Source organism: Shewanella sp. 10N.286.48.B5 (assembly GCF_002874355.2).
GTDB lineage: Bacteria > Pseudomonadota > Gammaproteobacteria > Enterobacterales > Shewanellaceae > Shewanella.
Genome location: NZ_MCVG02000002.1, coordinates 287,739 through 310,146, shown reverse-complemented (window position 1 = coordinate 310,146; position 22,408 = coordinate 287,739). Strand labels below are relative to the sequence as shown.

At 41.2% G+C, this 22,408-nt stretch carries 27 protein-coding genes; 22 read left to right on the top strand and 5 right to left on the bottom strand.

Translation table 11 applies throughout. From position 1 onward, the window contains the following. Positions 1-744: a 23S rRNA (guanosine(2251)-2'-O)-methyltransferase RlmB gene (gene rlmB / locus BCU57_RS16220; RefSeq protein ID WP_102440114.1), complete on the top strand. Its 744-nt coding sequence runs from the start codon at positions 1-3 to the stop codon at positions 742-744. Between the two features lie 104 nt (positions 745-848). Here the strand turns inward: rlmB and BCU57_RS16215 are convergent, their stop codons facing one another. Beyond that, on the bottom strand, positions 849-1,592 hold the full coding sequence (locus BCU57_RS16215) for a YdiY family protein (RefSeq protein WP_198589973.1): 744 nt from the start codon (positions 1,590-1,592) through the stop codon (positions 849-851). 365 nt (positions 1,593-1,957) lie between these two features. Here BCU57_RS16215 and rpsF point away from each other — a divergent pair, with 365 nt between their 5' ends. Genes rpsF through rplI form a run of 4 tightly spaced genes read left to right on the top strand, consistent with a single transcriptional unit; the run spans position 1,958 to position 3,395 of the window. Beyond that, positions 1,958-2,362: a 30S ribosomal protein S6 gene (gene rpsF / locus BCU57_RS16210; protein WP_102440115.1), complete on the top strand. Its 405-nt coding sequence runs from the start codon at positions 1,958-1,960 to the stop codon at positions 2,360-2,362. A 7-nt stretch (positions 2,363-2,369) separates the two neighbouring features. Beyond that, positions 2,370-2,672, top strand: a complete 303-nt coding sequence (priB, locus tag BCU57_RS16205; protein WP_076539129.1) for a primosomal replication protein N — start codon at positions 2,370-2,372, stop codon at positions 2,670-2,672. Between the two features lie 12 nt (positions 2,673-2,684). Further along, the gene (gene rpsR / locus BCU57_RS16200) at positions 2,685-2,912 is read left to right on the top strand and encodes a 30S ribosomal protein S18 (protein ID WP_055023454.1); all 228 of its coding nucleotides are present in this window, start codon (positions 2,685-2,687) and stop codon (positions 2,910-2,912) included. A gap of 30 nt (positions 2,913-2,942) precedes the next feature. Beyond that, complete coding sequence (rplI, locus tag BCU57_RS16195; RefSeq protein WP_076539126.1) at positions 2,943-3,395, top strand: 50S ribosomal protein L9; 453 nt, start codon at positions 2,943-2,945, stop codon at positions 3,393-3,395. Positions 3,396-3,540: 145 nt separating this feature from the next. Here the strand turns inward: rplI and BCU57_RS16190 are convergent, their stop codons facing one another. After that, positions 3,541-5,739: a S46 family peptidase gene (locus tag BCU57_RS16190; RefSeq protein ID WP_102440116.1), complete on the bottom strand. Its 2,199-nt coding sequence runs from the start codon at positions 5,737-5,739 to the stop codon at positions 3,541-3,543. Positions 5,740-5,892: 153 nt separating this feature from the next. Between BCU57_RS16190 and dnaB the strand changes: the two genes are divergently transcribed. The 4 genes from dnaB (at position 5,893) to BCU57_RS16170 (ending at position 10,758) form a co-directional block, all read left to right on the top strand. Beyond that, complete coding sequence (gene dnaB / locus BCU57_RS16185; RefSeq protein ID WP_076539121.1) at positions 5,893-7,302, top strand: replicative DNA helicase; 1,410 nt, start codon at positions 5,893-5,895, stop codon at positions 7,300-7,302. A gap of 127 nt (positions 7,303-7,429) precedes the next feature. Further along, positions 7,430-8,521, top strand: coding sequence for an alanine racemase (alr, locus tag BCU57_RS16180; protein ID WP_102440117.1), 1,092 nt, complete (start codon positions 7,430-7,432; stop codon positions 8,519-8,521). 69 nt (positions 8,522-8,590) lie between these two features. Then, positions 8,591-9,976, top strand: a complete 1,386-nt coding sequence (locus tag BCU57_RS16175; protein ID WP_102440118.1) for a hypothetical protein — start codon at positions 8,591-8,593, stop codon at positions 9,974-9,976. A gap of 320 nt (positions 9,977-10,296) precedes the next feature. After that, positions 10,297-10,758: a hypothetical protein gene (locus BCU57_RS16170; RefSeq protein WP_102440119.1), complete on the top strand. Its 462-nt coding sequence runs from the start codon at positions 10,297-10,299 to the stop codon at positions 10,756-10,758. Between the two features lie 57 nt (positions 10,759-10,815). Here the strand turns inward: BCU57_RS16170 and BCU57_RS16165 are convergent, their stop codons facing one another. After that, positions 10,816-11,130, bottom strand: a complete 315-nt coding sequence (locus BCU57_RS16165; protein WP_102440120.1) for a pyocin activator PrtN family protein — start codon at positions 11,128-11,130, stop codon at positions 10,816-10,818. A gap of 58 nt (positions 11,131-11,188) precedes the next feature. Here BCU57_RS16165 and BCU57_RS16160 point away from each other — a divergent pair, with 58 nt between their 5' ends. The 6 genes from BCU57_RS16160 (at position 11,189) to BCU57_RS16135 (ending at position 14,757) form a co-directional block, all read left to right on the top strand. Then, positions 11,189-11,422 (top strand): helix-turn-helix domain-containing protein, encoded by a 234-nt coding sequence (locus BCU57_RS16160; protein ID WP_102440121.1) that lies wholly within the window; start codon positions 11,189-11,191, stop codon positions 11,420-11,422. 167 nt (positions 11,423-11,589) lie between these two features. Continuing rightward, entirely contained in the window at positions 11,590-12,117 is a 528-nt protein-coding gene (locus BCU57_RS16155) for a hypothetical protein (protein ID WP_102440122.1), read from the top strand. 157 nt (positions 12,118-12,274) lie between these two features. Beyond that, positions 12,275-12,448 carry a hypothetical protein gene (locus BCU57_RS16150; RefSeq protein WP_198589967.1) on the top strand — a complete coding sequence of 58 codons (174 nt, stop codon included), beginning with the start codon at positions 12,275-12,277 and terminating at the stop codon, positions 12,446-12,448. 290 nt (positions 12,449-12,738) lie between these two features. Then, a complete protein-coding gene (gene dusA / locus BCU57_RS16145) occupies positions 12,739-13,776 on the top strand; it encodes a tRNA dihydrouridine(20/20a) synthase DusA (RefSeq protein WP_198589966.1) in 1,038 nt (345 codons plus the stop codon). A 259-nt stretch (positions 13,777-14,035) separates the two neighbouring features. Further along, positions 14,036-14,371 carry a hypothetical protein gene (locus BCU57_RS16140; protein ID WP_133149386.1) on the top strand — a complete coding sequence of 112 codons (336 nt, stop codon included), beginning with the start codon at positions 14,036-14,038 and terminating at the stop codon, positions 14,369-14,371. A 179-nt stretch (positions 14,372-14,550) separates the two neighbouring features. Continuing rightward, on the top strand, positions 14,551-14,757 hold the full coding sequence (locus tag BCU57_RS16135; protein WP_102439957.1) for a PspC domain-containing protein: 207 nt from the start codon (positions 14,551-14,553) through the stop codon (positions 14,755-14,757). A gap of 122 nt (positions 14,758-14,879) precedes the next feature. On the opposite strand, the gene BCU57_RS16130 is transcribed toward BCU57_RS16135, so the two are convergent. After that, positions 14,880-15,617, bottom strand: coding sequence for an enoyl-CoA hydratase (locus BCU57_RS16130; RefSeq protein WP_102439956.1), 738 nt, complete (start codon positions 15,615-15,617; stop codon positions 14,880-14,882). A gap of 35 nt (positions 15,618-15,652) precedes the next feature. On the opposite strand from BCU57_RS16130, the gene BCU57_RS16125 reads away from it, so the two are divergent. Genes BCU57_RS16125 through BCU57_RS16115 form a run of 3 tightly spaced genes read left to right on the top strand, consistent with a single transcriptional unit; the run spans position 15,653 to position 17,862 of the window. Further along, on the top strand, positions 15,653-16,138 hold the full coding sequence (locus BCU57_RS16125; RefSeq protein ID WP_102439955.1) for a copper chaperone PCu(A)C: 486 nt from the start codon (positions 15,653-15,655) through the stop codon (positions 16,136-16,138). A gap of 12 nt (positions 16,139-16,150) precedes the next feature. Next, positions 16,151-17,122, top strand: coding sequence for a DUF2333 family protein (locus BCU57_RS16120; RefSeq protein WP_102439954.1), 972 nt, complete (start codon positions 16,151-16,153; stop codon positions 17,120-17,122). 2 nt (positions 17,123-17,124) lie between these two features. Further along, complete coding sequence (locus BCU57_RS16115) at positions 17,125-17,862, top strand: TIGR04219 family outer membrane beta-barrel protein (protein ID WP_102439953.1); 738 nt, start codon at positions 17,125-17,127, stop codon at positions 17,860-17,862. A 103-nt stretch (positions 17,863-17,965) separates the two neighbouring features. Here BCU57_RS16115 and tolC read toward each other — a convergent pair whose 3' ends face one another. Then, on the bottom strand, positions 17,966-19,273 hold the full coding sequence (tolC, locus tag BCU57_RS16110; RefSeq protein ID WP_102439952.1) for an outer membrane channel protein TolC: 1,308 nt from the start codon (positions 19,271-19,273) through the stop codon (positions 17,966-17,968). Positions 19,274-19,725: 452 nt separating this feature from the next. Between tolC and nudF the strand changes: the two genes are divergently transcribed. The 4 genes from nudF (at position 19,726) to BCU57_RS16090 (ending at position 22,389) form a co-directional block, all read left to right on the top strand. After that, positions 19,726-20,346 (top strand): ADP-ribose diphosphatase, encoded by a 621-nt coding sequence (gene nudF, locus BCU57_RS16105; RefSeq protein WP_102439951.1) that lies wholly within the window; start codon positions 19,726-19,728, stop codon positions 20,344-20,346. A 78-nt stretch (positions 20,347-20,424) separates the two neighbouring features. Further along, positions 20,425-20,859: a DUF1249 domain-containing protein gene (locus BCU57_RS16100; protein ID WP_102439950.1), complete on the top strand. Its 435-nt coding sequence runs from the start codon at positions 20,425-20,427 to the stop codon at positions 20,857-20,859. A 39-nt stretch (positions 20,860-20,898) separates the two neighbouring features. Further along, the gene (cpdA, locus tag BCU57_RS16095) at positions 20,899-21,738 is read left to right on the top strand and encodes a 3',5'-cyclic-AMP phosphodiesterase (protein WP_102439949.1); all 840 of its coding nucleotides are present in this window, start codon (positions 20,899-20,901) and stop codon (positions 21,736-21,738) included. Positions 21,739-21,813: 75 nt separating this feature from the next. Further along, positions 21,814-22,389 (top strand): YqiA/YcfP family alpha/beta fold hydrolase, encoded by a 576-nt coding sequence (locus tag BCU57_RS16090; protein ID WP_102439948.1) that lies wholly within the window; start codon positions 21,814-21,816, stop codon positions 22,387-22,389. Positions 22,390-22,408 lie beyond the last annotated feature (19 nt).

Sequence of the window (22,408 nt, the reverse complement as noted above, 5' to 3'; positions counted from 1 at the left end):
ATGAAAAAACAAGATATCATTTTTGGCATTCACGCAGTAGAAGCTTTGCTAAGCAACTCACCTGAACGCGTCATTGAAGTTTGGGTATTACAAGGTCGTGATGACGAGCGTTTATTACCATTAATCAAAAAAGCGACAGAGTTTGGTGTGTCTGTACAAAGTTCAGGTCGTAAAGTACTAGATGACAAAGCATCGAGCACTCAGCATCAGGGTATTGTTGCACGAGTTAAAGCTGCTAAAATCTTGGCTGAAGCGGACTTAGATGCTTTATTAGAAAAGACAGACCTACCATTTTTGTTAATTCTTGATGGTGTCACTGACCCACATAATCTAGGTGCTTGTTTACGTAATGCCGATGCTGCCGGTGTACAAGGGATTATCGTACCAAAAGATAACTCGGTGGGACTGACGTCAATCGTGAGCAAGGTTGCTTGCGGCGCGGCTGAAACGATTCCATTATTCCAAGTTACCAACCTTGCCCGTACTATGCGTCATATTCAGCAAAAAGGGGTGTGGATTATTGGTGCCGCCGGTGAAGCGGATTGTGAGTTATACCAAGCAGACTTAAAAGGGCCTTTAGCCATTGCGATGGGCGCAGAAGATAAAGGTTTACGCCGTTTAACCCGTGAAAGCTGTGATTCAATAGTGTCAATCCCGATGGCGGGAAGTGTCTCAAGCTTGAATGTATCAGTGGCAACCGGTATTTGTTTGTTTGAAGCTGTGCGTCAACGTTTAGTGAAGTAATTTACTGAGCTGATCAGCAGATAGTGGAACGGGCCTTAAGGCCCGTTTTTTGTATCTGGAATGTTGAAAAGGCTCATTACAGGCCGCTGTAACGGCGTTGCAATTTATTGGAAAGTATATAGCAAGTTAAATGTGGTGATGGTATCGGTTTTTACACTGTCTTCAGGAACTACCGCTGTGTATCTCACGTTCACCCCGAGTTTAAAGGCCCAGTCCTGTAAAAAGGTATTTCTGTAACTGACGTCTAAGGTCAAGGTATTGTTATCTTCACCCACTTCAGAGGTCAAATCGGCATTGAGGCTGGTATATTCTTGCAATTTAATATTGTACTTGGCGGCGGTACGCAAAATGATGTCTTGGTTGGCTGCAGGGTTTAAGTCTGTATCTGTTGCTTTGGGTAAGTCATAACGGTAACCGGGGCCGACTTCTATGCTCAGGCTCTGGGTATAGTTTGAGAGTAAATCAAAACCATAACCGGTAGAAACCGTCGACAGTTTGGTATAACTACCAAAATCATCCCAGGTAAATTCACCGCGGCCAAAAATATAGCCGCTTTCTAGCTTATAACTCGACTGGGCAAATACATCATACTTTTCAGCCGTGGTAGAGTCTTTATCTGCGGCGTAATACACCTTAAAGGTAAATTCCTGACGGGCTTTTTCAGTATCGTAATTTAAGTAGGTGCGGCCGTTGAAGTTTTGCGATTGGTTATTACCAGTATTGAGTTGCATACCGGCTTCAATTTCAGCCTTAAAGTCACTGGGAGGCTCTTTATAGTCTGGGGGAACAAGTGCCCACGCTGAAGACGTTGTGAGAAGAGAAGACATAAAGATACAGACTTTTTTCATTACGTTGTTTCTATGTAGTTATTAGGAACGCCTGAAATACGGATGAAGCGCCATAATACCTGTATTCGCAGTGGCTGCAAAGCGCTCAATGGCTTCATCTGTGAATTCAATATCAAATTAAATTTCACGCTGGTTATTGTTTTTTGCTGGGTATTTTCATTATTTACCGTCATTGCTGTCAACGCCTGCTTGAGTGAGTTAATCAGTTAAAGGTAATAAAGCATGCACCACACAAGTATTGCTTGAGTTTTGTGCGGGCTTTATGTATCATCCCGCGCTTAAATCAGTCATTTAATTCCGTTCCTTGCCTCCAACTTGGTCTGACTGAGCCACACGTGAGGCTAATTAACCGTAAGGAGCAATAAATGCGTCATTATGAAATCGTATTTATGGTTCACCCAGATCAAAGTGAACAAGTCCCAGGTATGATCGAGCGTTACAGCAGTTTAATCACTGATGCTAACGGTACTATCAGCCGTTTAGAAGATTGGGGTCGTCGTCAATTGGCTTACCCAATTCAAGACCTACATAAAGCTCACTATGTTCTTATGAACGTAGAAGCAACTGCAGAGTCTATCGAAGAGTTAGAAACAGCTTTCCGTTTCAATGACGCTGTTCTGCGTAACATGGTAATGCGCACTAAAACTGCTGTTACTGAAGCTTCTCCAATGGCTAAAGCAAAAGATGAGCGTGATTCACGTCGTGCTCCTACTGCTGCACCAGCTGCTGAAAAAGAAGTTGAAGCAAGCGCTGAAGAAACTGCTGAATAATTAGTCTGTGATTAATCACTTAGTGTTGACCGGAACGATAACTCGTTCAAAGCGTTTTGATAGTCCCAGCGGCATTCCCCATAAGGTGATTACGCTAGAACACAAAACACAGCGGTATGACGATCAAATGTTGAGAAATGTTTATTGTCTGATCCAAGTCATATTAAGTGGTAAGCGCTTTAACAGCGTAACAGAAGAATTAAAAGCAGGTGTGCAGGTCCAAGTTGAAGGGTTTATCTCTTTACAACAAGGGCGAAATGGCCAAAATAAATTGGTTTTGCATGCCGAAAATGTCGAATTGAAAACTTAGGAGACTGTCAACATGGCACGTTATTTCCGTCGTCGCAAGTTCTGTCGTTTCACCTCTGAAGGTGTTGCAGAAATTGATTACAAAGATATCGTTACTTTAAAAAACTACGTAACTGAAAGCGGTAAGATTGTTCCTAGCCGTATTACTGGTACTAGTGCTAAATATCAACGCCAACTAGCTCGCGCGATTAAGCGTGCTCGTTATCTTTCTCTACTGCCTTACACTGATTTACATCAGTAATCGCAGTATTTAAATCAGAGGAATTAGATAATGAACGTTATTCTGCTTGATAAAATCGCTAACCTAGGCAACTTAGGTGACCAAGTTGCTGTTAAAGCTGGTTATGCTCGTAACTTCCTTTTGCCACAAGGCAAAGCTGTTATCGCTAATGACGAAAACGTTAAAGTTTTCGAAGCACGTCGCGCTGAATTAGAAGCTAAATTAGCTGCTGAATTAAGTGTTTGTACTGCTCGCGCTGAAAAGCTTGCTGCATTAGAGTCAGTTGTTATCGCTTCTAAAGCTGGTGACGAAGGTAAATTATTCGGTTCAGTGGGCAACCGCGACATCGCTGATGCAGTTACTGCAGCAGGCGTTGAGCTAGCTAAAGCTGAAGTACGTCTACCTTTAGGTGCTTTACGCAACCTAGGTGACTTTGAAGTTGAAGTTCAACTTCACACTGAAGTTAAATCAGTAGTTAAAATCTCTGTTGTTGCAGAAGATTAATAGCTCATTGATTTAAATAAAAACACCGCCAATTGGCGGTGTTTTTTTATGTCTTAATTTTAGGCTTTTAAGGCTTCAGCTTTACCTGTAATGAGAGTGGTCAGGGTCACCCCAAGCTCGTTTGCACAAGTTGGGGCGTGATACTCTAATTTCTTACTAGCTCTAACTCATCAATCAAGTTTTGGGCGTGATCAACTTTATCCATCATCCATAGGATGTAACGAAAGTCTACGTGTACTGCACGGGTTATCGTTGGGTTAAAGAACCAATCTTTAGTAATCGCCTCGTAAGTTGAATCAAAGTTCAAACCTACTAACTCACCTTTACCGTTAAATACCGGTGAACCTGAGTTACCACCTGTAGTGTCAACACTGGATAAGAAGTTAACCGGCACTGAGTTAAATTCTTCTGGCGTATCTAAACAAGAGAATAAACGACAAATCCATGAGCGTGGATCTTGATAAACCGATGCGACAGAGTGCTCACCGTTATCATTGGCTTTAATTGCCGTTAATAGCTTTTGTGGCGCGTTATATGGATCTTCGCCAGTATGTTTAGCCACTATGCCTTCGAGACGGGTAAAAGGCTGCTTATAGAGTGCATCTGCAGACTGATAACCATCGACCATGCCGTAGGTGATCCGTAAGGTGCGATTGGCATCTGGATACACAGGCCAGTCATTGGCTTTGTAATAGCTGATGATGGCTTTCATGTATTCAGGGCGAGCGGTTGATAACTTACCTTTTAAAGTGTTTTCGGCTTTTTCCTGTGCCATGTTGGTGTCGTGCAGCGCTACCGCTAAGCGAATAAACGGATCTGAGCTGGTTTCAAAGGCTTGGGCGTCTTTGTCCATCCAAGCTAAACGCTGCTCTTTATCCATTAAAGTGGTTAAGGCGTAATAGGCATCTAATTTTGCTGATAATGCCTCAGCATCAGAGATCTTATTCAGTGCGTTATCAAGAATTTCAACGCGCTGATTTTGCCCCATGTAAGCGTTCAAGTCTTGTAGCCACAAGGTTTTATCGACACTGGCATCAAAACTTCTATCAAGGCGTTTTAAGTTAGCGGCAAACATTTTCATATCACGCTGCTGAAACCCTTGCTCACGCTCTGCATCGGGCAGTTGTTTTTCTTTGGCTAAACGATAGAGCTTTTTAGCTGCGGCAAGTATTGCACTTGATTGGGCATTATTAAAATAATAGTCAGTTTGAATGAGGTTATTTTGCTCAGCCAGTAATGCTTCTAATTCACCAATCAATTGATGGTTAGCATTGGCGTCTTTTTTAAGCCAAGCTAAGAAGTTATCTTCACGTGATTGTTTGATACCGACAATATCTGTGGCTTTAAAACCATCGAGTAACCCGTTCAGTTTTTTCATTCTGTTTGCCATGGAGGCAAGGTTACCGGCGTATTTAATCGCAATGGCGTTATTGTCGGCAGCCATTTGATTAATGGTGTCGATTTGCAGTTGATAGCGCTTAGCGTAGGTTGGATACATCCAATCACTGGCAAACTCTAACTCGCTGGTTAGGCGGTAACGACTGGTCGCTCCCGGATAGCCTGCGGCAAACACGCCATCTCCGGCTTTAACGCCATCAGCATTTATTTTAAGATAACTTTTTGGCTGATAAGGCACATTGTCTTCGGCATAACTTGCCGGCTGACCGTCTTTGCCCACATAGGCACGTAAGAAGGTAAAATCGCCCGAGTGGCGTGGGTATTCATAGTTATCAATATCGCCGCCAAAAGCCCCTACGCTTTCAGGTGGTGCGTATACTAGTCTGACATCACGAATAATGAGTTGTTTAATTAAGTAATACTCAAGTCCATTATGAAAGCTGCTGACTGAACAACGGTAGTTTTCGTCGGTTTCGCAGTCTTTGATTAATGCTTTACGGTTTGATTGGATATCTTCATAACGACTAAGAGGATCGCGACTTAAATTCGCATTCACTTGAGAAGTGACATCCGTTACCTTCTCAGTGATGTATAATCGCTCATTAGGGCCTGCTGATGGCTCCTCTTTTTTAGTATTAGCTAGAAAGCCGTCTGCTAAGTAATTATGTTCAGTTTTGCTGTTATATTGGATGGCTCGATAGGCACAATGGTGATTGGTCACAACTAAGCCTTGGGGAGAGACAAAACTGGCGGTACAATAGCCCAGACCCACAACCGCATTCATTGGATACTGGGTTAAATCTGCAAGCTGTTTAGCAGGAATATCGATGCCGCGTTGTGCTAATTTATCTGCAATAGAAGGCATTTGATAGGGTTGCCACTGACCTTCATCGGCATAGGCAAATCCAGAAGACAGCACAAGGGCTGCAACGAGTGCATAACGCATGTTCTTTCCTTATTTTTTATTATTTATTGTTGTTATTTATTCTGATTGTTTATCCGTGTTGGGATAAATGTTACGCGATATCATTGTACTACATGTTTGCATGACCTCGGTGTTATACCATATTTACAAACAGGTTGGGAATTGGGAGTTTTAATGTCACAGAAAGGTCCTTTTAAAGCCAGAGAAAGGTTCAAAGATGCTCAAGTTGATGCGCTGAAATTACCGCCGCATTCAATTGAAGCTGAGCAATCGGTTCTTGGTGGGTTGATGCTTGATGCTGAGGCCTGGGATAGAGTGGCTGAAGCGCTTGTGCCCGAAGATTTTTATTCTCGCTCCCATCGGATGATTTACGCTGCGATGAGCCGTTTGGTTGAAAGCAGTCACCCGATTGATTTGATCACCGTATCAGAGCGCCTGGAAGTTGAAGATCAACTTGAAGACGCTGGCGGCTTTGCTTACTTAGGTGAAATTGCCAAAAACACCCCGAGTGCGGGTAATATTTTATCTTATGCCGATATTGTACGTGAACGAGCTGTTGTACGTGACATGATTGGTGTTGCCCATGAAATTGCTGATGCAGGCTATAACCCTGAGGGTCGTAACTCCAGTGATTTACTGGATTTAGCGGAAACTAAAGTTTTTAAAATTGCTGAGTCGCGTGCTAATGCCAACGAAGGCCCTGAAGGGATTAAATCGATCCTTGAAAAAACCGTCGACAAAATTGAGCAGTTATACAATAACCCCCATAACGGTGTGACCGGTGTATCAAGTGGTTTTACCGATCTTGATAAAATGACCGCCGGCTTCCAATCGGGTGACCTTGTTATTGTGGCGGCACGTCCTTCAATGGGTAAAACCACCTTTGCGATGAACTTGTGTGAACAAGCAGCCATGAATGAAGATAAACCTGTGCTTATTTTCAGTTTAGAGATGCCATCAGAACAAATTATGATGCGTATGCTGGCATCACTTGGCCGGGTTGATCAAACTAAAATTCGTACCGGTCAGTTAGATGATGAAGATTGGGCGCGTGTTTCTTCAACCATGGGGATTATGCTTGAGCAAGGCAAAATGTATATCGATGACGGTTCAGGCTTAACGCCGACAGAAGTGCGAAGTCGTGCCCGTCGTATTGCGCGTGAGTATGGCGGTTTATCAATGATCATGATTGATTACTTGCAGTTAATGCAGGTGCCTTCATTAAAAGATAACCGTACCTTAGAAATTGCAGAAATCTCGCGCTCACTTAAATCCTTAGCCAAAGAACTAGAGATCCCGGTCATTGCGTTATCACAGCTTAACCGCTCGTTGGAGCAACGTGCTGATAAGCGTCCAGTTAACTCTGACTTACGTGAATCAGGTTCAATTGAGCAAGATGCGGATTTGATCATGTTTATTTATCGTGATGAAGTGTATAACGATGATTCAGAACAAAAAGGTGTCGCTGAAATCATTATTGGTAAACAACGTAACGGCCCGATTGGCCGCGTGCCGCTGGCGTTCCAAGGCCAGTTCTCGCGTTTTGATAATTATTCTGGCGCACAAGTCTTTGATGAAGATTAATCTCATCAGATAGGTATTTAGTCTTTGCGTTAGTCGTACCGAAAAGCCTCTGTTTTAACGCAGAGGCTCATTTTTTAGTCTTGTGTTGCCCAATTATTTGAATGAAGCAATCAGTAAGGTTAGTTATTTGAAACCATTTCCCCGTGCTGAAATTAGTCGTAAAGCTTTGCAAGCTAACCTTGCAAGGCTGCGTGAAATTGCGCCCAACAGTAAAGTCATGGCTGTGGTTAAAGCCAATGGTTATGGGCATGGCTTGCTCAACGTGGCCGAGTCTGTCGCTGACTGTATTGACTGCGCCGATGGATTTGGACTGGCGCGACTTGAAGAAGCGCTTGAATTACGCCAAGGCGGTGTTAACGCTAAGCTACTGTTGCTTGAAGGTTGTTTTCGTCAATCTGACTTACCCACATTAGTTGAGCATAAAATTGATACCGTGGTGCATCATGAGTCGCAATTGGTGATGTTAGAGCAATCGACACTTACTGCGCCCATTACCGTCTGGCTTAAAATTGATACAGGCATGCATCGTTTAGGCTTTGGTATTGAACAATTCAAGGCTGTTTATCAACGCTTAATGGCTTGCCCACAAGTTGCCAAACCTATTCATTTAATGACCCATTTTGCTTGTGCCGATGAGCCTGATAACCCCTTAACCCAAGTGCAAATTGATGCTTTTCAGCAGTTGATTAACGATTTACCTGGCGATCGAACGTTAGCTAATTCTGCCGCTACGTTATTTTGGCCTCAAAGCCAGTGTGACTGGATAAGACCAGGTATCGCACTCTATGGGGTATCGCCTGTACTGGGTGATAAAGGTGTTCATCATGGGCTAGTTCCCGCAATGGAGTTAGTGTCAAACCTTATTGCGGTACGTGAGCATAAAGCCGGACAAAGTGTTGGCTATGGCGCTTATTGGACTGCAAAACAAGATACTCGTCTAGGCGTGGTTGCCATAGGTTATGGCGATGGTTATCCGCGCAATGCCCCTGAAGGTACCCCCGTGTTGCTTAATGGCCGCAGAGTGCCCATTGTTGGTCGAGTCTCTATGGACATGCTGACCGTTGATTTGGGGCTTGATGCAACTGATAAGGTCGGGGATTCAGTGCAGCTGTGGGGTAAAGGGCTCGCTGTAGAAGAAGTGGCAGAGCACATTGGCACCATTGCTTATGAGTTAGTAACTAAACTCACCCCAAGAGTCGTGGTTGATTTACAAGATTAATCTCAATTTAATTAATGGTTTATAGCCTAGAGCTTGAATCTTAAATTAGTCATAGATAGGAAGTATTAAGTGCAGTTGTATAAATCAGTCGTTATGATTTATTGCGTGTTTTTTAGTATCGACAGTGTCGCCCAGTCTGAAGCTATTCACTCCGTAATTTCAAATGATCCAGAGTATGTGACTGCCAGTAAAACCACAACGAGTCATCGCCCTGATACAGAAGTGGTTGTAGAGACTGAGCTTATTTCTGAGATAAACCCACAGTCACAGCAACAAAATACTGCTGAAAAGCCGTCTGCGGTAACGCCCTCTGAAAAAGCACTGTCTCCAGAATTTGTCGCAGTGCCAATTGTCTTTTCAACTGAGACCTTGAGCACCACATTCGGCGCAGCAGGTGTCCTTAAGCATGCCGGTCAACCGCAAGCCGTAGCATTAGGCATTGGCTTATACTCTGCCAATGACAGTTGGCTAAGTTATGCAGGTTTTTATCATTATCAATTGCCAGAGCTTGATCAATGGTTATTTAGTGCCGAATTGTTTCGTGGTCATTACGAGCAAGGGATATATTACTTGCCCAATAGTGACCTATACGAGCCAAAAGCCAATGACATCAGTCGAGTCATTAGTGTCGGGGATGAAGGCTTTAACAAACTGACCATGGAATATGTATTACCCATCGCCAGAGGTAAGCATGGCGCTGCAAACGCGCTTGGGGAAAACACCACACCAATTAGCTGGAACCCATTAGAGTCAGGTGTTAGCTCTATCAGCTTAACCCCGTTTAGCAAGTATCGAGAGCTTGAAGCATTAGCCTATTTAGCCGACGAAGCCCGTGGTGTTGAGCTTGCTTTTAATTGGGATAACCGCGATGCCAAACTAAATAGCACCGAGGGTGGTCAAACAAATCTAACCATCACCAAAGGCTTTAGTGTCGATGATGATCCAAGCTGGTTGATGTGGGAATTTGAACAAAGCGCATTTATGTCTTTTGGGAGTAACAGTTGGTTTGAGCAACAAGTGCTCGGGATTAATTTCTACTTAGCGGATACTCCAAGTTGGGAGCAAGATTATAAACAACAGCAATTTCAGCAGCCTCCTAGTTTTGCTGGGGTGTCATTAGGTGGCTTTGATCGTTTGCGCGGTTACTCTTCAAAGCAGTTTACTGGCCGCAGCGCAGTCAATTATGCCCTAGAGTATCGAGTCACACCTCAATGGCAGCCACTACAATCACTGCCGGTGTTTAATCTATATAACATTCCTTGGTGGCAGTGGGTATTATTTGCCGAAGCTGGCAATGTGGCTGATGAATTTACTTTAACTGAACTGCATGATGATATGAAAACTAACTACGGCGCAGGCATACGTTTTGAAGTTGAAGGTATAGTGATAAGAACCGACTTTGTTACTGGCGGTGATGAAAGTCAGTTTTGGGTTATGGTTAATCAAGCATTTTAGTTTCTTGGTGATGAAATTAGTGGCTGCTGATATTAATTAGCCGTTTGTTAATGATATAATCACTAGTTCGTTTTTTAGTAAGCATCATATTTTATTAATCGTTGATTTTCTTCGATAAGGTACCATTTTGGCTCTAACAACACTCAACCGCTCGCTTTCTATCGCCCCCATGCTTGATTGGGCTGATAGCTTGCTGTAGGTCTTGGTGTGTAAGGTTTCTTGTTTTGTGTGGTTCCCTATTGGTTCCCCAATTTATTTATTGCTAGCTTTGGGTTCCCTGTTGATGTTATTTTTATTCTAACAAGATAGTGAGGTGTTCTATGGATGGAAAATGTGTTTTATTACTTGCGCTTAGTATAGCGGCCTTTTCAACTGATGCAGCAGTGTATAAATGTGCTGATGGTGTTTACCAGGCAGAGCCTTGCGATGATGAGAGTGAACCACTTGATTTAAGCAATGTGGGTAGTTCAGTTGCCAATACAACTGCGTTGAGTGATAGTTCTTCTGCTCAAAAAGAGCAAATTAGCACCTATGTTCGCAATAAGAAAATAGCGCGTCAAATCGCTGAGCTTGAACGTGATCGTAAGCAAGTGATAAAGAGCCGTGATAAGGAACTTGCTCACCTTCGTGAACGTGGCCAGTGGGCTAATAATAATCTTGCTGGCGCTACATGGCAGCAAAGTTTGGCGCAAGAAATGACAGCTGTTACTCAGCAGGCAGATACTCAGGTAACATCAATTGATAGGCAAATCAGCTCACTTAGATATGAGATGAAACAATAGGGTCTTTCGATGGCCTTGTTATTTAGAAGGACCATTTACGGTCCTATTAAATTCAAATTAATTTCCAACCAAATCCGCTTTAGCCTTCGCACATTGTTCTTCAATGTATAAAGCAAGATCATCAACATGAACTACAAATGGGCATTTAGCGCTTTCTCTTATCTTAAATACAGGAAATGGAAGCGCGCCAGCCTTAGCCTTATTCTTAGCTGTTCTAGTATTCATTCCAAGATATGCCTTCGCTATATCATCAAGGGCAATGAGAAACTGATTATTGAACTGCGCCAATAGAAGGTGGTGCGTCATAGTCATTTTGTTAATCGAATTCCGCTCAGTTTTTTTGTTCGCTTTATATGTAGGTGTGTTTCTCATAGTAACAATCCATGTACCTGAATTGGGTACAGTGTACCTTGTCTCTAAAATAGGGACAATGAGCAAAACATTATACGCACCAGAATATCGAAGACTTATCGAATGGCTTAAATCTTCAAGAATTGAGCAGGGTTTGACTATGCGTGAATTAGCTAAAAGGCTAGAGGTTCCTCATTCCTATGTTGGGAAAATTGAACAGTGTGAGCGAAAATTAGATGTATTGGAGTTCGTTAAATACTGTAATAAATTAGGGTTAGCTCCGAATATGGGGCTTTTGATGTTATCAGAGTAACTATGTAAGCTATCCTGCACCTATTAGGTTAAATATTTCTTTGATGTTCCTGATGAAAAATATGAATACGTTTTTTAGAATGTTGATATGCTAAAACTTAGTTTATTATCTGTTAGAAAGTGATATAAATAATCATCTTATCAATATTTAGGACAGATTTATTTCAAATGAATTTTACTCAAGTAAAAGTAGCAGCGATAAACTCGATCCAATGGTTTTTTGATGATCAGAAGCTTGATTTGATGGTTGGAGAGGTTAGCGATGATGATTATAAAATTCTGTGTGGTGGCTATGGCGACTTAGAGTGGCCATGGGCTCTATCTGATATTGGTAACGCGGAGAACAGTATTAGTTTTTGCTTCAAAATAACAGGAGGGAAAATCCCAGATGGTATTGCTATGGGCTTATTCGATACAGAAAATGAAACTCTATCAATTTACATGATTGAGTCATTTGTGAGGCAGAACAACACTCATCCTCTGAGTGGTCGAATGGTCTATTTCACTTTAGTCTCTTCATTGTTGTTTTTAGAAGCTTTTGATGGGAAAACTCTACATTTTGTTGACCCATTAAATCAAGATTTAGAGGGTTATTATAAATCATTTGGCTTTTCAGAACCTTACAGCTATGATGGTGAAAATATACAATCTATTTCAATAGATGATTTACGTAAGAGTATTACAGACTATAATTAAAGTGATTGATATTTGATATCATGTGTTTATAATATGACCCCTATTCGTTTTTCTATGAATATGAAATTATATAAAAAGGTAGTTTCGTGTTATAAGTCACAATTTATTTTGTATTAATAAGTTTATTATTAATAATGTCTTTGTTAGGAGTATGGCTATGAAAACAATGGAAGCCTCTGCTTTGAAAGCAACATTATCTGTCGATAAAGTCTATGGCCGCTTAGGGTTAGCCTTGAAAGGCTTAACAAAAGCAGCACCAAAACATTTAGATGATGCGAACAGATATCAAGGTCCTGAAATACATGGACGCCGTAAAGCAAAAGCTGCATAAGTGCAGTAAGTAAAAAATTAAGGCACCAATACGGTGCCTTTTTGTATTTTTGGACGAAAAAGACTCAACCTCCCCTTTGTACAGTTTAATTCCGGTAAACTTCAATTTTAGCTTACACCCGTTTTCAAAAAAATTTGAGCTCTTGGTTAAAGCTTTATTTGGTAATTACTACCTTGATATTGCTTTTATACAATATGTGCTTTTATAAGTTTAAAGCTTAAATAAATGACCATATTAGATGTGAATTAAATCAATTTTATTATAGATTTTATGAGATAGTTTAAGTTAATATGATAAGTAAAAATTCAATTAAATCAATAGATAGAAAAATTTCTTTAGCGCCAATGCTTGATTGGACCGATAGGCATTACCGTTACTTTGCGCGCCTGATGTCTGCACATACTGTGCTTTATACCGAAATGGTGACGACAGGGGCGATCATTCATGGTCAGGCTGATTACTTAGCTTATAACCAAGAAGAGCATCCGCTTGCTTTGCAGCTTGGTGGGTCTAACCCTAAAGATTTAGCCACCTGTGCCAAACTGGCTTTTGAGCGCGGTTATGATGAAATCAATTTAAATGTGGGTTGTCCATCAGATAGAGTTCAAAGCGGACGGTTTGGCGCTTGTTTGATGGCTGAGCCTAAGTTAGTTGCAGAATGTGTTGATGCCATGAAGCAAGTTGCTGATATCCCTGTGACGGTTAAAACCCGTATTGGTATCGATGAGCAAGACAGTTATGAATTTCTCACCGAATTTGTTGATACGGTTAAAGCTATTGGTTGCGATACTTTTATTGTCCATGCCAGAAAAGCGTGGTTACAAGGGTTAAGCCCAAAAGAAAATCGTGAAATTCCAGAGCTTAACTATGAGCGGGTGTATCAATTAAAGCGGGATTATGCCGATTTAAATATCAGTATTAATGGCGGCGTTAAAACCATTGAAGATTCATTGGTGCATTTACAGCAATTAGATGGGGTGATGATCGGCCGTGAAGCGTACCAAAACCCTTATATATTAGCTGAAGTGGATCAACGTATTTACGGTGACGACAAAGCTGTGTTAACTCGTGAGCAAGTGATTGAACAAATGGTGCCCTACATTGAGCAGCATATACAATCAGGCGGGCGTTTAAACCACATCACTCGTCACATGATTGGCTTATTTCAAGGCCTACCTGGCTCAAGGGGCTGGCGTAGATATCTTAGTGAAAACGCTCATAAGCCGGGTGCGGGTGTTGAGGTTATTTGGGATGCGGTTGAGAAAATGCATCAAAGTAGGCCGCCTGCTGATGTGACTTTCTACCCTAATAACATGAGTAATGATTAAGTCTTTATTCGTTAAAAATAGCGTCTCATTGAGGCGCTTTTTTTATGCCTGTAGCTTAGCTAATTAAGTATTAGCTAAATTCACTATCAGGATGGTGAAAATGACTAATTGTTTGATTATTGTTCAGTGGCTGTTGTGAGCCTGTTTTTGTTTAAAGTTAATATAACTACTATTAATCAGTCGTTTATATTGTTTTTTAAAACTTGGCACGTAGCTTGTAATAACCATGGTGTACCCAACATTAGGAAAGGAAAACATCATGTTTAACTCAATATCAAATGAAAATTCAGTGGTTAGTTCATCATCTACAACAAGCAATCGCATGTTTAAGAAACTGGCATTAATTGCTGTTATCGCCACCGCAAGTATTGGTGCTCAAGCAAATGAACTTAATAGTGCTGAGATGGTAGAGGTATTAGAAGCTCGTTTGACTGATGCAACCACTGAAATGCTACAAACTGCGAGACAAGAAATTAGCTTGAGCTTACATAGCCAAATTGCTGAACAAGTTTTTGAGTTAAACAGCTCGCTTGAAATGACTGACGATGTAATAGCAACACAATCAGACACTGCTTTAGCAAGCAATGAGGACTGATTTATGGATTTAATGATGATATTTCATTTAGCTGATCCATTAACTTCTTTACTACTGCTTCCTGTTTTTAGCTTTATCGCATGCTCGATAATGATATGTGGGTTGCAGTGGTACCAATTTAATAGCGTCAAGGCAATGTCTGCTGAACTGGCTTCAATGGAGATCGCAGGAGAACAAAAATGAACTTAACAGACTTAGAAAAATGGTTAACAACCGATGACAGTTTGATATGTGGCGCATCACACGGATTAGCAAAACAATTTGGCTGGTCAGTATTGTGGACCCGAGTGTTAACCCTAGTGGCAATTTTAATGAGCCCTAGCATCGGACTCATTGGTTACTTTGTGACTGCCATTATCATGACCCAGAAAAAATCCAGATATTAAACTGAAGTATGAACGCTGCTGTCGTTCAAGATTAGTTCAGCATTATCATTCATACTTCAGTGTTAAATGACTATTTTACTGGTTTATCCCAGCGTAAATGATATCAATGCTTAAACCAGAGACTACTTCGTTAAAAAAGCTTGGAACCGAGCTTTGGCCTCATCACTTTTTAGTCTTTCACTAAACAACACTAACTCTTTAAGCATTTGTTGTTTCACTTCAGCTTGGTTATGCCTTAATAACTGTTTAGATGCCTGCAGCGCCAACGGTGGCTGAGCTGCTAATTTCTTTGCTTGTGATAATACAAAATCATCTAATTGTGATTGCTCAACCACTTGGTTGATAATATTTAATTCTTTTGCGGTGCTGGCAGTAAAGCTTTCACCTAATAAGATAAGTTCAGCCGCTTTTTGCTGCCCGACAATGAGCGGAAGTAACAAGCTTGATGCTGCTTCTGGTACCAAGGCGAGATTGACAAAAGGTAGCTGAAATGTAGCGCTGTTATCGGCATAAACCAAATCGCAATGCAGTAATAAAGTGGTACCAATGCCCACAGCTGCGCCTGATACTGCGGCTATCAATGGCTTTTTTATCTCAAGGATACAATGCAAAAATTGCACTGTGGGATGGGTTTCATTTAACTCGCCGCTGTTGAGGAAATCGCTAATATCATTACCCGATGTGAAACAATTGCCTTCGCCTCGTAACATAAAGGCGCGAATTGCATTGTCGTGCTCACCTTGGATCAGGTATTCTGTAAGCTGTTGGTACATTTTAAGATTAAAGGCATTTCGTTTTTCAGGACGATTGAAACTGATAATACGTACGCCTTGATCATCCTTTATCTGAATCTGACTCATAGGCTGTTTTCCTTCGGGAAGCGACTAGGGTGTACATGGAGTTTAAGACATTGAAAGCGATATTCAAACAGCTGTTTAGTTTTTTAGTTTTAACCACATTTTCTATTTCGGCCACTGCGGGCATTATGCTTTCAGAAGGCCATGTTAGAGCCATGCCTGCCAGTGTGCCCAACACCGCAGCTTATCTTACTTTAATGAACCATTCAGATAACACTGCTACATTAGTCTCTGTGACTACACCAGTGGCAAAAGAAGCCCAATTACATACCCTAATTGAAGAAAATGGCATTGTGAAAATGCGCCAAGTTGAAGGGTTTGATATAGAATCACATGGCAGCTTAACATTGCAACCATCGGGTGATCACATCATGCTGTTGTCACTGGTTAAGCCGTTAACCGTCGGTGATAAAGTACCATTAACATTAACTTTTGCTGATGGTCAGCAGTTAAATATTGAATTAATGGTTGATAAAAAGGCGAGTACTGATCAGCAAGAAAGCCATCATCACCATCATCATTAAGGAGTTGTATTGATGCAAATCACAAGGAAAAAAATTTTTAGTGTCATAGGGATTATTCTATTAATCGGCTATGTCATTGCGGTTTGGTGGAGCATTGAGCCAGACATCCTAGAGCCCGAAACGCTACAAAATGAACGTGGCGAGCACGTTATTGGCTACGCGACAACTTCTTCACTGATAGACACTCTCGAAAGCTTATTGGACAAACCAGGTGGCTGGCTTTCCAACGATATTATGCCGCCATCAGTGATGATGGATAATATGCCAGCATTTGAGTTTGGTGCATTAGAGCAGTCTCGCGATTTAGCGCTGATTATGCGTAAAGAGTTTAGTCGCTCACAATCTCAATCGACAGCAGATAGCGATTTACTGGCTGCGCATTCAAAACTTAATATTGAGCATACCAGTTGGTTGGTGCCTAGCGCTGAAGGCGAGTACCGTGAAGCGATAAAATTACTGAAACTTTACCGCGCTAAAATCAGTGATACCGAAAACAGTAATGCCCAGTTTTACGCTCGCGCAGATAACCTCAATGAATGGCTTAAAGAAGTGCAAAAACGTTTAGGCAGTATCTCACAACGGCTGTCTGCCAGTGTTGGTCAAGAGCGTTTAAATACTGATTTAGCCGGTGATTCTACTGCAAGGCAATCAACGCCATCGCTCGCCAGTTCAGAAATTAAAACCAGCTGGTGGAAAATTGATGATGTGCTTTATGAAAGCCGAGGCAGTGCTTGGGCTTTGCTTAATTTCATGAAGGCAATTGAAGTTGATTTTGCAGATGTACTGGAAAAGAAAAATGCTGAGGTGAGTTTACGACAAATTATTCGTGAACTTGAAGCCACTCAGCAAACTGTTTGGAGCCCAATGGTGCTGAACGGAGATGGTTTTGGTTTAGTCGCCAACCATTCATTAGTCATGGCTAACTATATTTCCCGCGCGAATGCTGCGGTAATCGATTTAACTAACTTACTCTCTCAGGGATAATGATGAAAAAGACACTTCTTGCCACCAGTTTATTGGGTTTATTAAGCATCTCTTCAGCGCAAGCTGCAACTGTGCTTGGTTTTAAAGTCGGTGGTGATTATTGGCAAGCTGACACCAGCGGCTCATTCAATAGTGACGATGGTGTAGGGCAAACTTATAACTATGACTCTGATGCACAGGGCAGTGTATGGATTGCTTTTGAGCACCCAATTCCGTTAGTGCCTAACGTTAAAATTCGTGAAAATCGTTTAGAAGGTAAAGGCAAGCAAACTGATTCAAACTTTGCCTTTAATGGTCATGATTTTAATGGCGCGACCACGGCATATAATGACTTAAGCAATACTGATTTCGTACTTTATTACGAAATTTTAGATAATGACTTAGTGGCATTAGATTTAGGTGCGGCTTATAAGCAAATGCATGGTTCTTTACGTGTCCAAGATGCTGGTCACCCTGAAGAAGTCGATGTTGATAGCGGTATTGTTATGCTTTACGGTAGTGCTGAAGTCGGTGTGCCAGGGCTGGGTTTATATGCATTTGCTGACGTTATGCTAGGCATTGATGAGTCAAATGTTTATGACTACAACGCTGGTTTAGGTTGGAAATTTGATGGTGTTGCTTTAGACACGGCAATCCGAGTGGGTTACCGCGAGTTCAAATTTGATGTTGATGATTTTTCTCGCACAACTCAGAATATGTCGTTTAAAGGTGCCTTTGCCGGTGTTGAACTGACATTCTAAAGACTGAATAAGCGTTATAAATGCCCAATAAAAAACCGCCATTTGGCGGTTTTTTTGTTGCCTGAATAAGGCATCAGCAATAGGGCTTACTCAGTAACAAAGGTTATTCTGAAATAAGGCCATTGTTAATTGAGATGATATCGTCTTCGTTTAAAGTACCGGCTGCTTGTTTAAGAGCAAGGATTGAAGTGATATAGCCGTAACGAGCATCAGACAGTTGACGCTTTGAATCGTATAAATCACGAGTACGGTTTAATACATCAACAATGGTACGCGTGCCCACTTCAAAACCTGCTTGAGTGGCTTTTAAAGCACTTTCAGAAGATATAACAGATTGCTCGTAAGCGCGGATAGAGCTGATTGACGCGCCGACATTGTTAAAGTTATTGCGTACATTTTTAACCACACTACGGTGAGTTTGCTCAAGCAGTTCACTGGCTTCAACATATTGATATTGAGCTTGCTTTACTTGTGACGAAACTTTAAAGCCTTCAAAAATCGGTACGCTTAAGGTAATGCCAATGTTGGCATTGTCGTAATCAAGACCTGGGTTTTGATCAAAGCCTTTAGTGTAACCAGCGCCCAAGTTTAATGATGGCATATGGCCAGCTTTAAAAAGGCTAATGGTTTCACTGGCAATATCACGGCCAATACGTTGAGTCATTAAATCAATACTGTTGGTTTCTGCAATTTTTAACCATTCAGCTGAGGTTGTTGGCGAGGTTGCGCCAGCAGAAAAGCGGGTCGTATCTAGAATGTTAATTGACTTGTGATCTATACCTGTGATTTCACGTAATGCTTCGTAACTGTTTGCTAAGGTATTTTCGGCCAAAATCTCAGTGGCTGAGGCTAAATCATATTGCGCTTGAGCTTCATGAACGTCGGTAATCGCGGTAAGACCTACTGCAAAACGTTGCTTAGTTTGCTCCAATTGACGCTCAATCGCACGTTTTTCAGCACCTTGGAACTCAAAGTTATCTTTTGCGGTTAATACAGCAAAGTATGCATCAGTTACACGGATAATTAATGATTGTAACGTTGATGCATAAGCTGAGTCAGCTTGTGATGCTGCCATTTCAGCTAAATCTAAACCGACCCAAGCGCTGTGATCATAAATAACTTGGTTTAAGCTGATACCACCAGTAAAGCCATCTGGCTTGTTGGTGTCCTGACCATCTTCTTTATTCCATGCCTTTGAGTAACCCACGTTGGCACTAATAGTCGGCAGTAAAGGCGCACGGTTTTCTTCAATGCTTTCGTATAATGCATCGCGCTGAGCTTGTGCTTGCAGTACTACGGTGTCACTGGTAAGTGCTTGTTGATAAATTTGCAGTAAATCGTCAGCATTTGCCGCAGGTGCAGCAACTGCTAATGTTAGCGCTGCGTATATTGAACTAATTTTAAATTTCATTTGCTGCCCTTTTAGACAATATCTCCATCAATGGAGGAAAAATAATTTTGGTGTTTACGGTACTCATTATTAAGTAAGCATCATTTAGTACTATCGCACTTGCTTAAAATCCTGAGTTGTCGCTATGCAGCGAGGATCTGTTCATCTTTCTAGCTTAAATTTTACAGTGTTTCAGTAGCATTTATTGCTACGGATAATGCATTAATTGGTATGAAAAATGCCAATGTTACATTTATTGCTCAATTACCTAGATAGATTTTAGCTGTTGTTGCAAAAATAACCATGAAAGATCAACAGACTCTGCTGTATATCGTGAAAAAGGTTATCATTTCTAAGGCAAATATCAACTTTCAAGTTGTAACAGACTTTATTAAAATCCCCTGCTTAAATATAACCACCGTATAATAGTGTATGAAATATTTTAAAGGGCTTACAAATTGTAAGAAAAAAATATGAAAAATAATGAAATACTTGCACAGTTTAACGCTGAAACAGATGTTGAAATCATTGACATTAAAACCGTTTTTAAAGGCTTTTTTCAAGTGGATGAATATCAATTTAAGCATAAACTTTTTGACGGTGGTTGGAGTGAGGTTGTCTCTCGTGAAGTATTTGAAAGGGGTAATGCGGTTGTGGTACTGCCCTATGATCCAGTCACTCATCAAGTCGTCCTTATCGAGCAAATACGCTTACCTGCAATAGGGACCACCAATTCTGTTTGGCTACTTGAATTGGTTGCAGGTATGATCGCCGCTGACGAGGTGGCCGAAGAGGTTGCCCATCGAGAGTTAATGGAAGAGACAGGGCTTAGTGCCACTGAAATGCATTTCGTTAATAGCTTTCTGGCGACACCAGGTGGTTCATCTGAACGATTTTATTTTTACTGGGCTAAAGTTGATGCCAGTAAAGCCCAAGGCATACACGGCCTTGAATATGAGCATGAAGATATAAAAGTGCATGTGGTCGATTTTGATGTCGCCATGGACATGGTCAACAATGGTCGTATTGATAATGCCTCTACCGTGATTGGTCTACAATGGTTGGCATTAAACTTAGATAAAGTGACCTCATAGCCGTTCAATCAGCACACTGGCTAAGCGGCTTATCATCAATATTTAAGCGTAATGTAAAGCTAATTAAAGAGGTTTGAATTGAGTCAGCAAGTAACCAAAAATAAGTACCAGCCAAACGTGAGTGCTTTTTTAGCATTGTGCGGCCGTAATTATGCGCTGATTTTGAAATGGTTACCTGAAGATGGTGAAATTAATGAGCCTTGGACTGTTAAAGGCCAATTTGGGCTATTAGATATCACGATTATTGAAAATACTAAATATACACAACTAATTGAAATAAAGCGGCATTTTCCTTTGGGAGATTTCCTTACCACACCTAAAGCATGTGTGCGAGTCTATCATGATGCTCAATTAGCAGAAGTGTTAACTAGTCAACAGATTTATCGATTAAAAGCAGTGTATGATTATCCAAATGTACATATGCATCAAACGGATGAGAAATATCAAGTTAATGCATTTTTGGAAGAGCTACTTAAGATTGGATGCCGTCCCCAGCATCTATGTTCGACATAGTTCTGCTACATTGAATTAATTTATGTCTAGGATTAATTAGTGCTAAAAGAGCCAGTGAGTTACCCCATCGCTGAAACGGATGTCGTCAGGCTGATTCAAGTCACTGATCCTCATCTATTTGCCGATCCAGAAGCGCAGCTTTTAGGGGTGAATACGGCTGCCAGTTTTCAGGCGGTACTAGACATTTTTTTAGCATCAGATCAGCAAGCTGACATCATGTTGGCCTCTGGCGATATCAGCCAAGACTACTCTCCTCAGTCATACCAGCATTTTTCAAATGCAGTTACAAAACTCGATATGCCTTGTCATTATTTACCGGGTAATCATGATGACCCACGCTTGATGAGCTTGCATATGCAGGGCAAACAATTGTTTGGTCAGCAGCGCATTATCATTGGTAACTGGCAAATATTGATGTTGGACTCAACAGTGCGTGGTAAACCGGGTGGCTTTATGGCTGAAGATCAATTTAAATTGATTGATGCTGCTATCAAAGCTGATCCTGAGAAACACGTGTTACTGGTTATGCACCATAATCCGATTTTAGTGCAGTGCAGCTGGCTTGATCAGCATTGCATGATTAATGGCGATAACTTTTTACAGCGCATGGGGGAATACCCTCAAGTGAAAGCCGCGCTATGGGGCCATGTGCATCAAGCTATTGATAGTGAACATCAAGGCGCCAATGGCGCTATTCACTTAATGGCGACCCCGTCAACTTGTATACAATTTAAGCCAAAATCTTCTTATTTTGCCCTAGATGGACTTCAACCCGGCTATCGTTTGCTGGAGCTAGCTAGCAATGGTAGCATTCATACTAATGTTTATCGGGTGCCTGGCGAAAACTTCTCTCCAGATAATGATGCGAGCGGTTATTAGACGTTTTTTCGTTATTGGTTAACTTGATATTCATTCTGCTGTTGGAATTTCAATATCACCTTAGCGAGAGGAAATATGCTGCTCTATATACATGGATTTAATAGTTCACCTCTTTCAGATAAAGCCAAGGAAACGGCTGACTATATAAAACAACGTTTTCCGGATTACCCTTTTCACCAACCTCAACTTCCTTCATCACCTAAAGCGGCGATGACCTTGTTATGTGGTATTGTGGAACAAGCGAAAGCCGAAGGTGAACCGTTAACCTACATTGGATCGTCTTTAGGTGGGTACTTTGCTAGCTATTTAGCTGAACAATATGGCGGTAAAGCAGTGTTGATAAACCCTGCAGTAAAACCCTTTGAATTGTTTGATGGGTTTTTAGGGCCGCAATATAACCCCTATACCGATGAACATTACCAAGTATTACCGCAACATAAACTTGATGTTGCTGAATATAATACTGAAGTCATTCGTCGCCCAGATAGATTTTTAGTTTTTTTGCAAACTGGCGATGAAGTGTTAGATTATCGTCAAGCATTATCGAAATATCATTGTTGTCAGCTTCATTTAGAGGCCAACGGTGACCACAGTTTTATTGGCTACAAAAATCAGCTAGATAAGATATGTGATTTTTTACAAATTAAATAACAAGTATTCTTTTCGGCCT

Coding starts and splice junctions, on each gene's coding strand:
- rlmB (WP_102440114.1), top strand. CDS start 1: ATGAAAAAACAAGATATCATTTTTGGCATTCACGCAGTAGAAGCTTTG.
- BCU57_RS16215 (WP_198589973.1), bottom strand. CDS start 1,592: ATGAAAAAAGTCTGTATCTTTATGTCTTCTCTTCTCACAACGTCTTCA.
- rpsF (WP_102440115.1), top strand. CDS start 1,958: ATGCGTCATTATGAAATCGTATTTATGGTTCACCCAGATCAAAGTGAA.
- rpsR (WP_055023454.1), top strand. CDS start 2,685: ATGGCACGTTATTTCCGTCGTCGCAAGTTCTGTCGTTTCACCTCTGAA.
- rplI (WP_076539126.1), top strand. CDS start 2,943: ATGAACGTTATTCTGCTTGATAAAATCGCTAACCTAGGCAACTTAGGT.
- BCU57_RS16190 (WP_102440116.1), bottom strand. CDS start 5,739: ATGCGTTATGCACTCGTTGCAGCCCTTGTGCTGTCTTCTGGATTTGCC.
- dnaB (WP_076539121.1), top strand. CDS start 5,893: ATGTCACAGAAAGGTCCTTTTAAAGCCAGAGAAAGGTTCAAAGATGCT.
- BCU57_RS16170 (WP_102440119.1), top strand. CDS start 10,297: ATGGATGGAAAATGTGTTTTATTACTTGCGCTTAGTATAGCGGCCTTT.
- BCU57_RS16165 (WP_102440120.1), bottom strand. CDS start 11,130: ATGAGAAACACACCTACATATAAAGCGAACAAAAAAACTGAGCGGAAT.
- BCU57_RS16160 (WP_102440121.1), top strand. CDS start 11,189: ATGAGCAAAACATTATACGCACCAGAATATCGAAGACTTATCGAATGG.
- BCU57_RS16155 (WP_102440122.1), top strand. CDS start 11,590: ATGAATTTTACTCAAGTAAAAGTAGCAGCGATAAACTCGATCCAATGG.
- BCU57_RS16150 (WP_198589967.1), top strand. CDS start 12,275: ATGAAAACAATGGAAGCCTCTGCTTTGAAAGCAACATTATCTGTCGAT.
- dusA (WP_198589966.1), top strand. CDS start 12,739: ATGATAAGTAAAAATTCAATTAAATCAATAGATAGAAAAATTTCTTTA.
- BCU57_RS16140 (WP_133149386.1), top strand. CDS start 14,036: ATGTTTAACTCAATATCAAATGAAAATTCAGTGGTTAGTTCATCATCT.
- BCU57_RS16135 (WP_102439957.1), top strand. CDS start 14,551: ATGAACTTAACAGACTTAGAAAAATGGTTAACAACCGATGACAGTTTG.
- BCU57_RS16130 (WP_102439956.1), bottom strand. CDS start 15,617: ATGAGTCAGATTCAGATAAAGGATGATCAAGGCGTACGTATTATCAGT.
- BCU57_RS16125 (WP_102439955.1), top strand. CDS start 15,653: ATGGAGTTTAAGACATTGAAAGCGATATTCAAACAGCTGTTTAGTTTT.
- BCU57_RS16120 (WP_102439954.1), top strand. CDS start 16,151: ATGCAAATCACAAGGAAAAAAATTTTTAGTGTCATAGGGATTATTCTA.
- BCU57_RS16115 (WP_102439953.1), top strand. CDS start 17,125: ATGAAAAAGACACTTCTTGCCACCAGTTTATTGGGTTTATTAAGCATC.
- tolC (WP_102439952.1), bottom strand. CDS start 19,273: ATGAAATTTAAAATTAGTTCAATATACGCAGCGCTAACATTAGCAGTT.
- nudF (WP_102439951.1), top strand. CDS start 19,726: ATGAAAAATAATGAAATACTTGCACAGTTTAACGCTGAAACAGATGTT.
- BCU57_RS16090 (WP_102439948.1), top strand. CDS start 21,814: ATGCTGCTCTATATACATGGATTTAATAGTTCACCTCTTTCAGATAAA.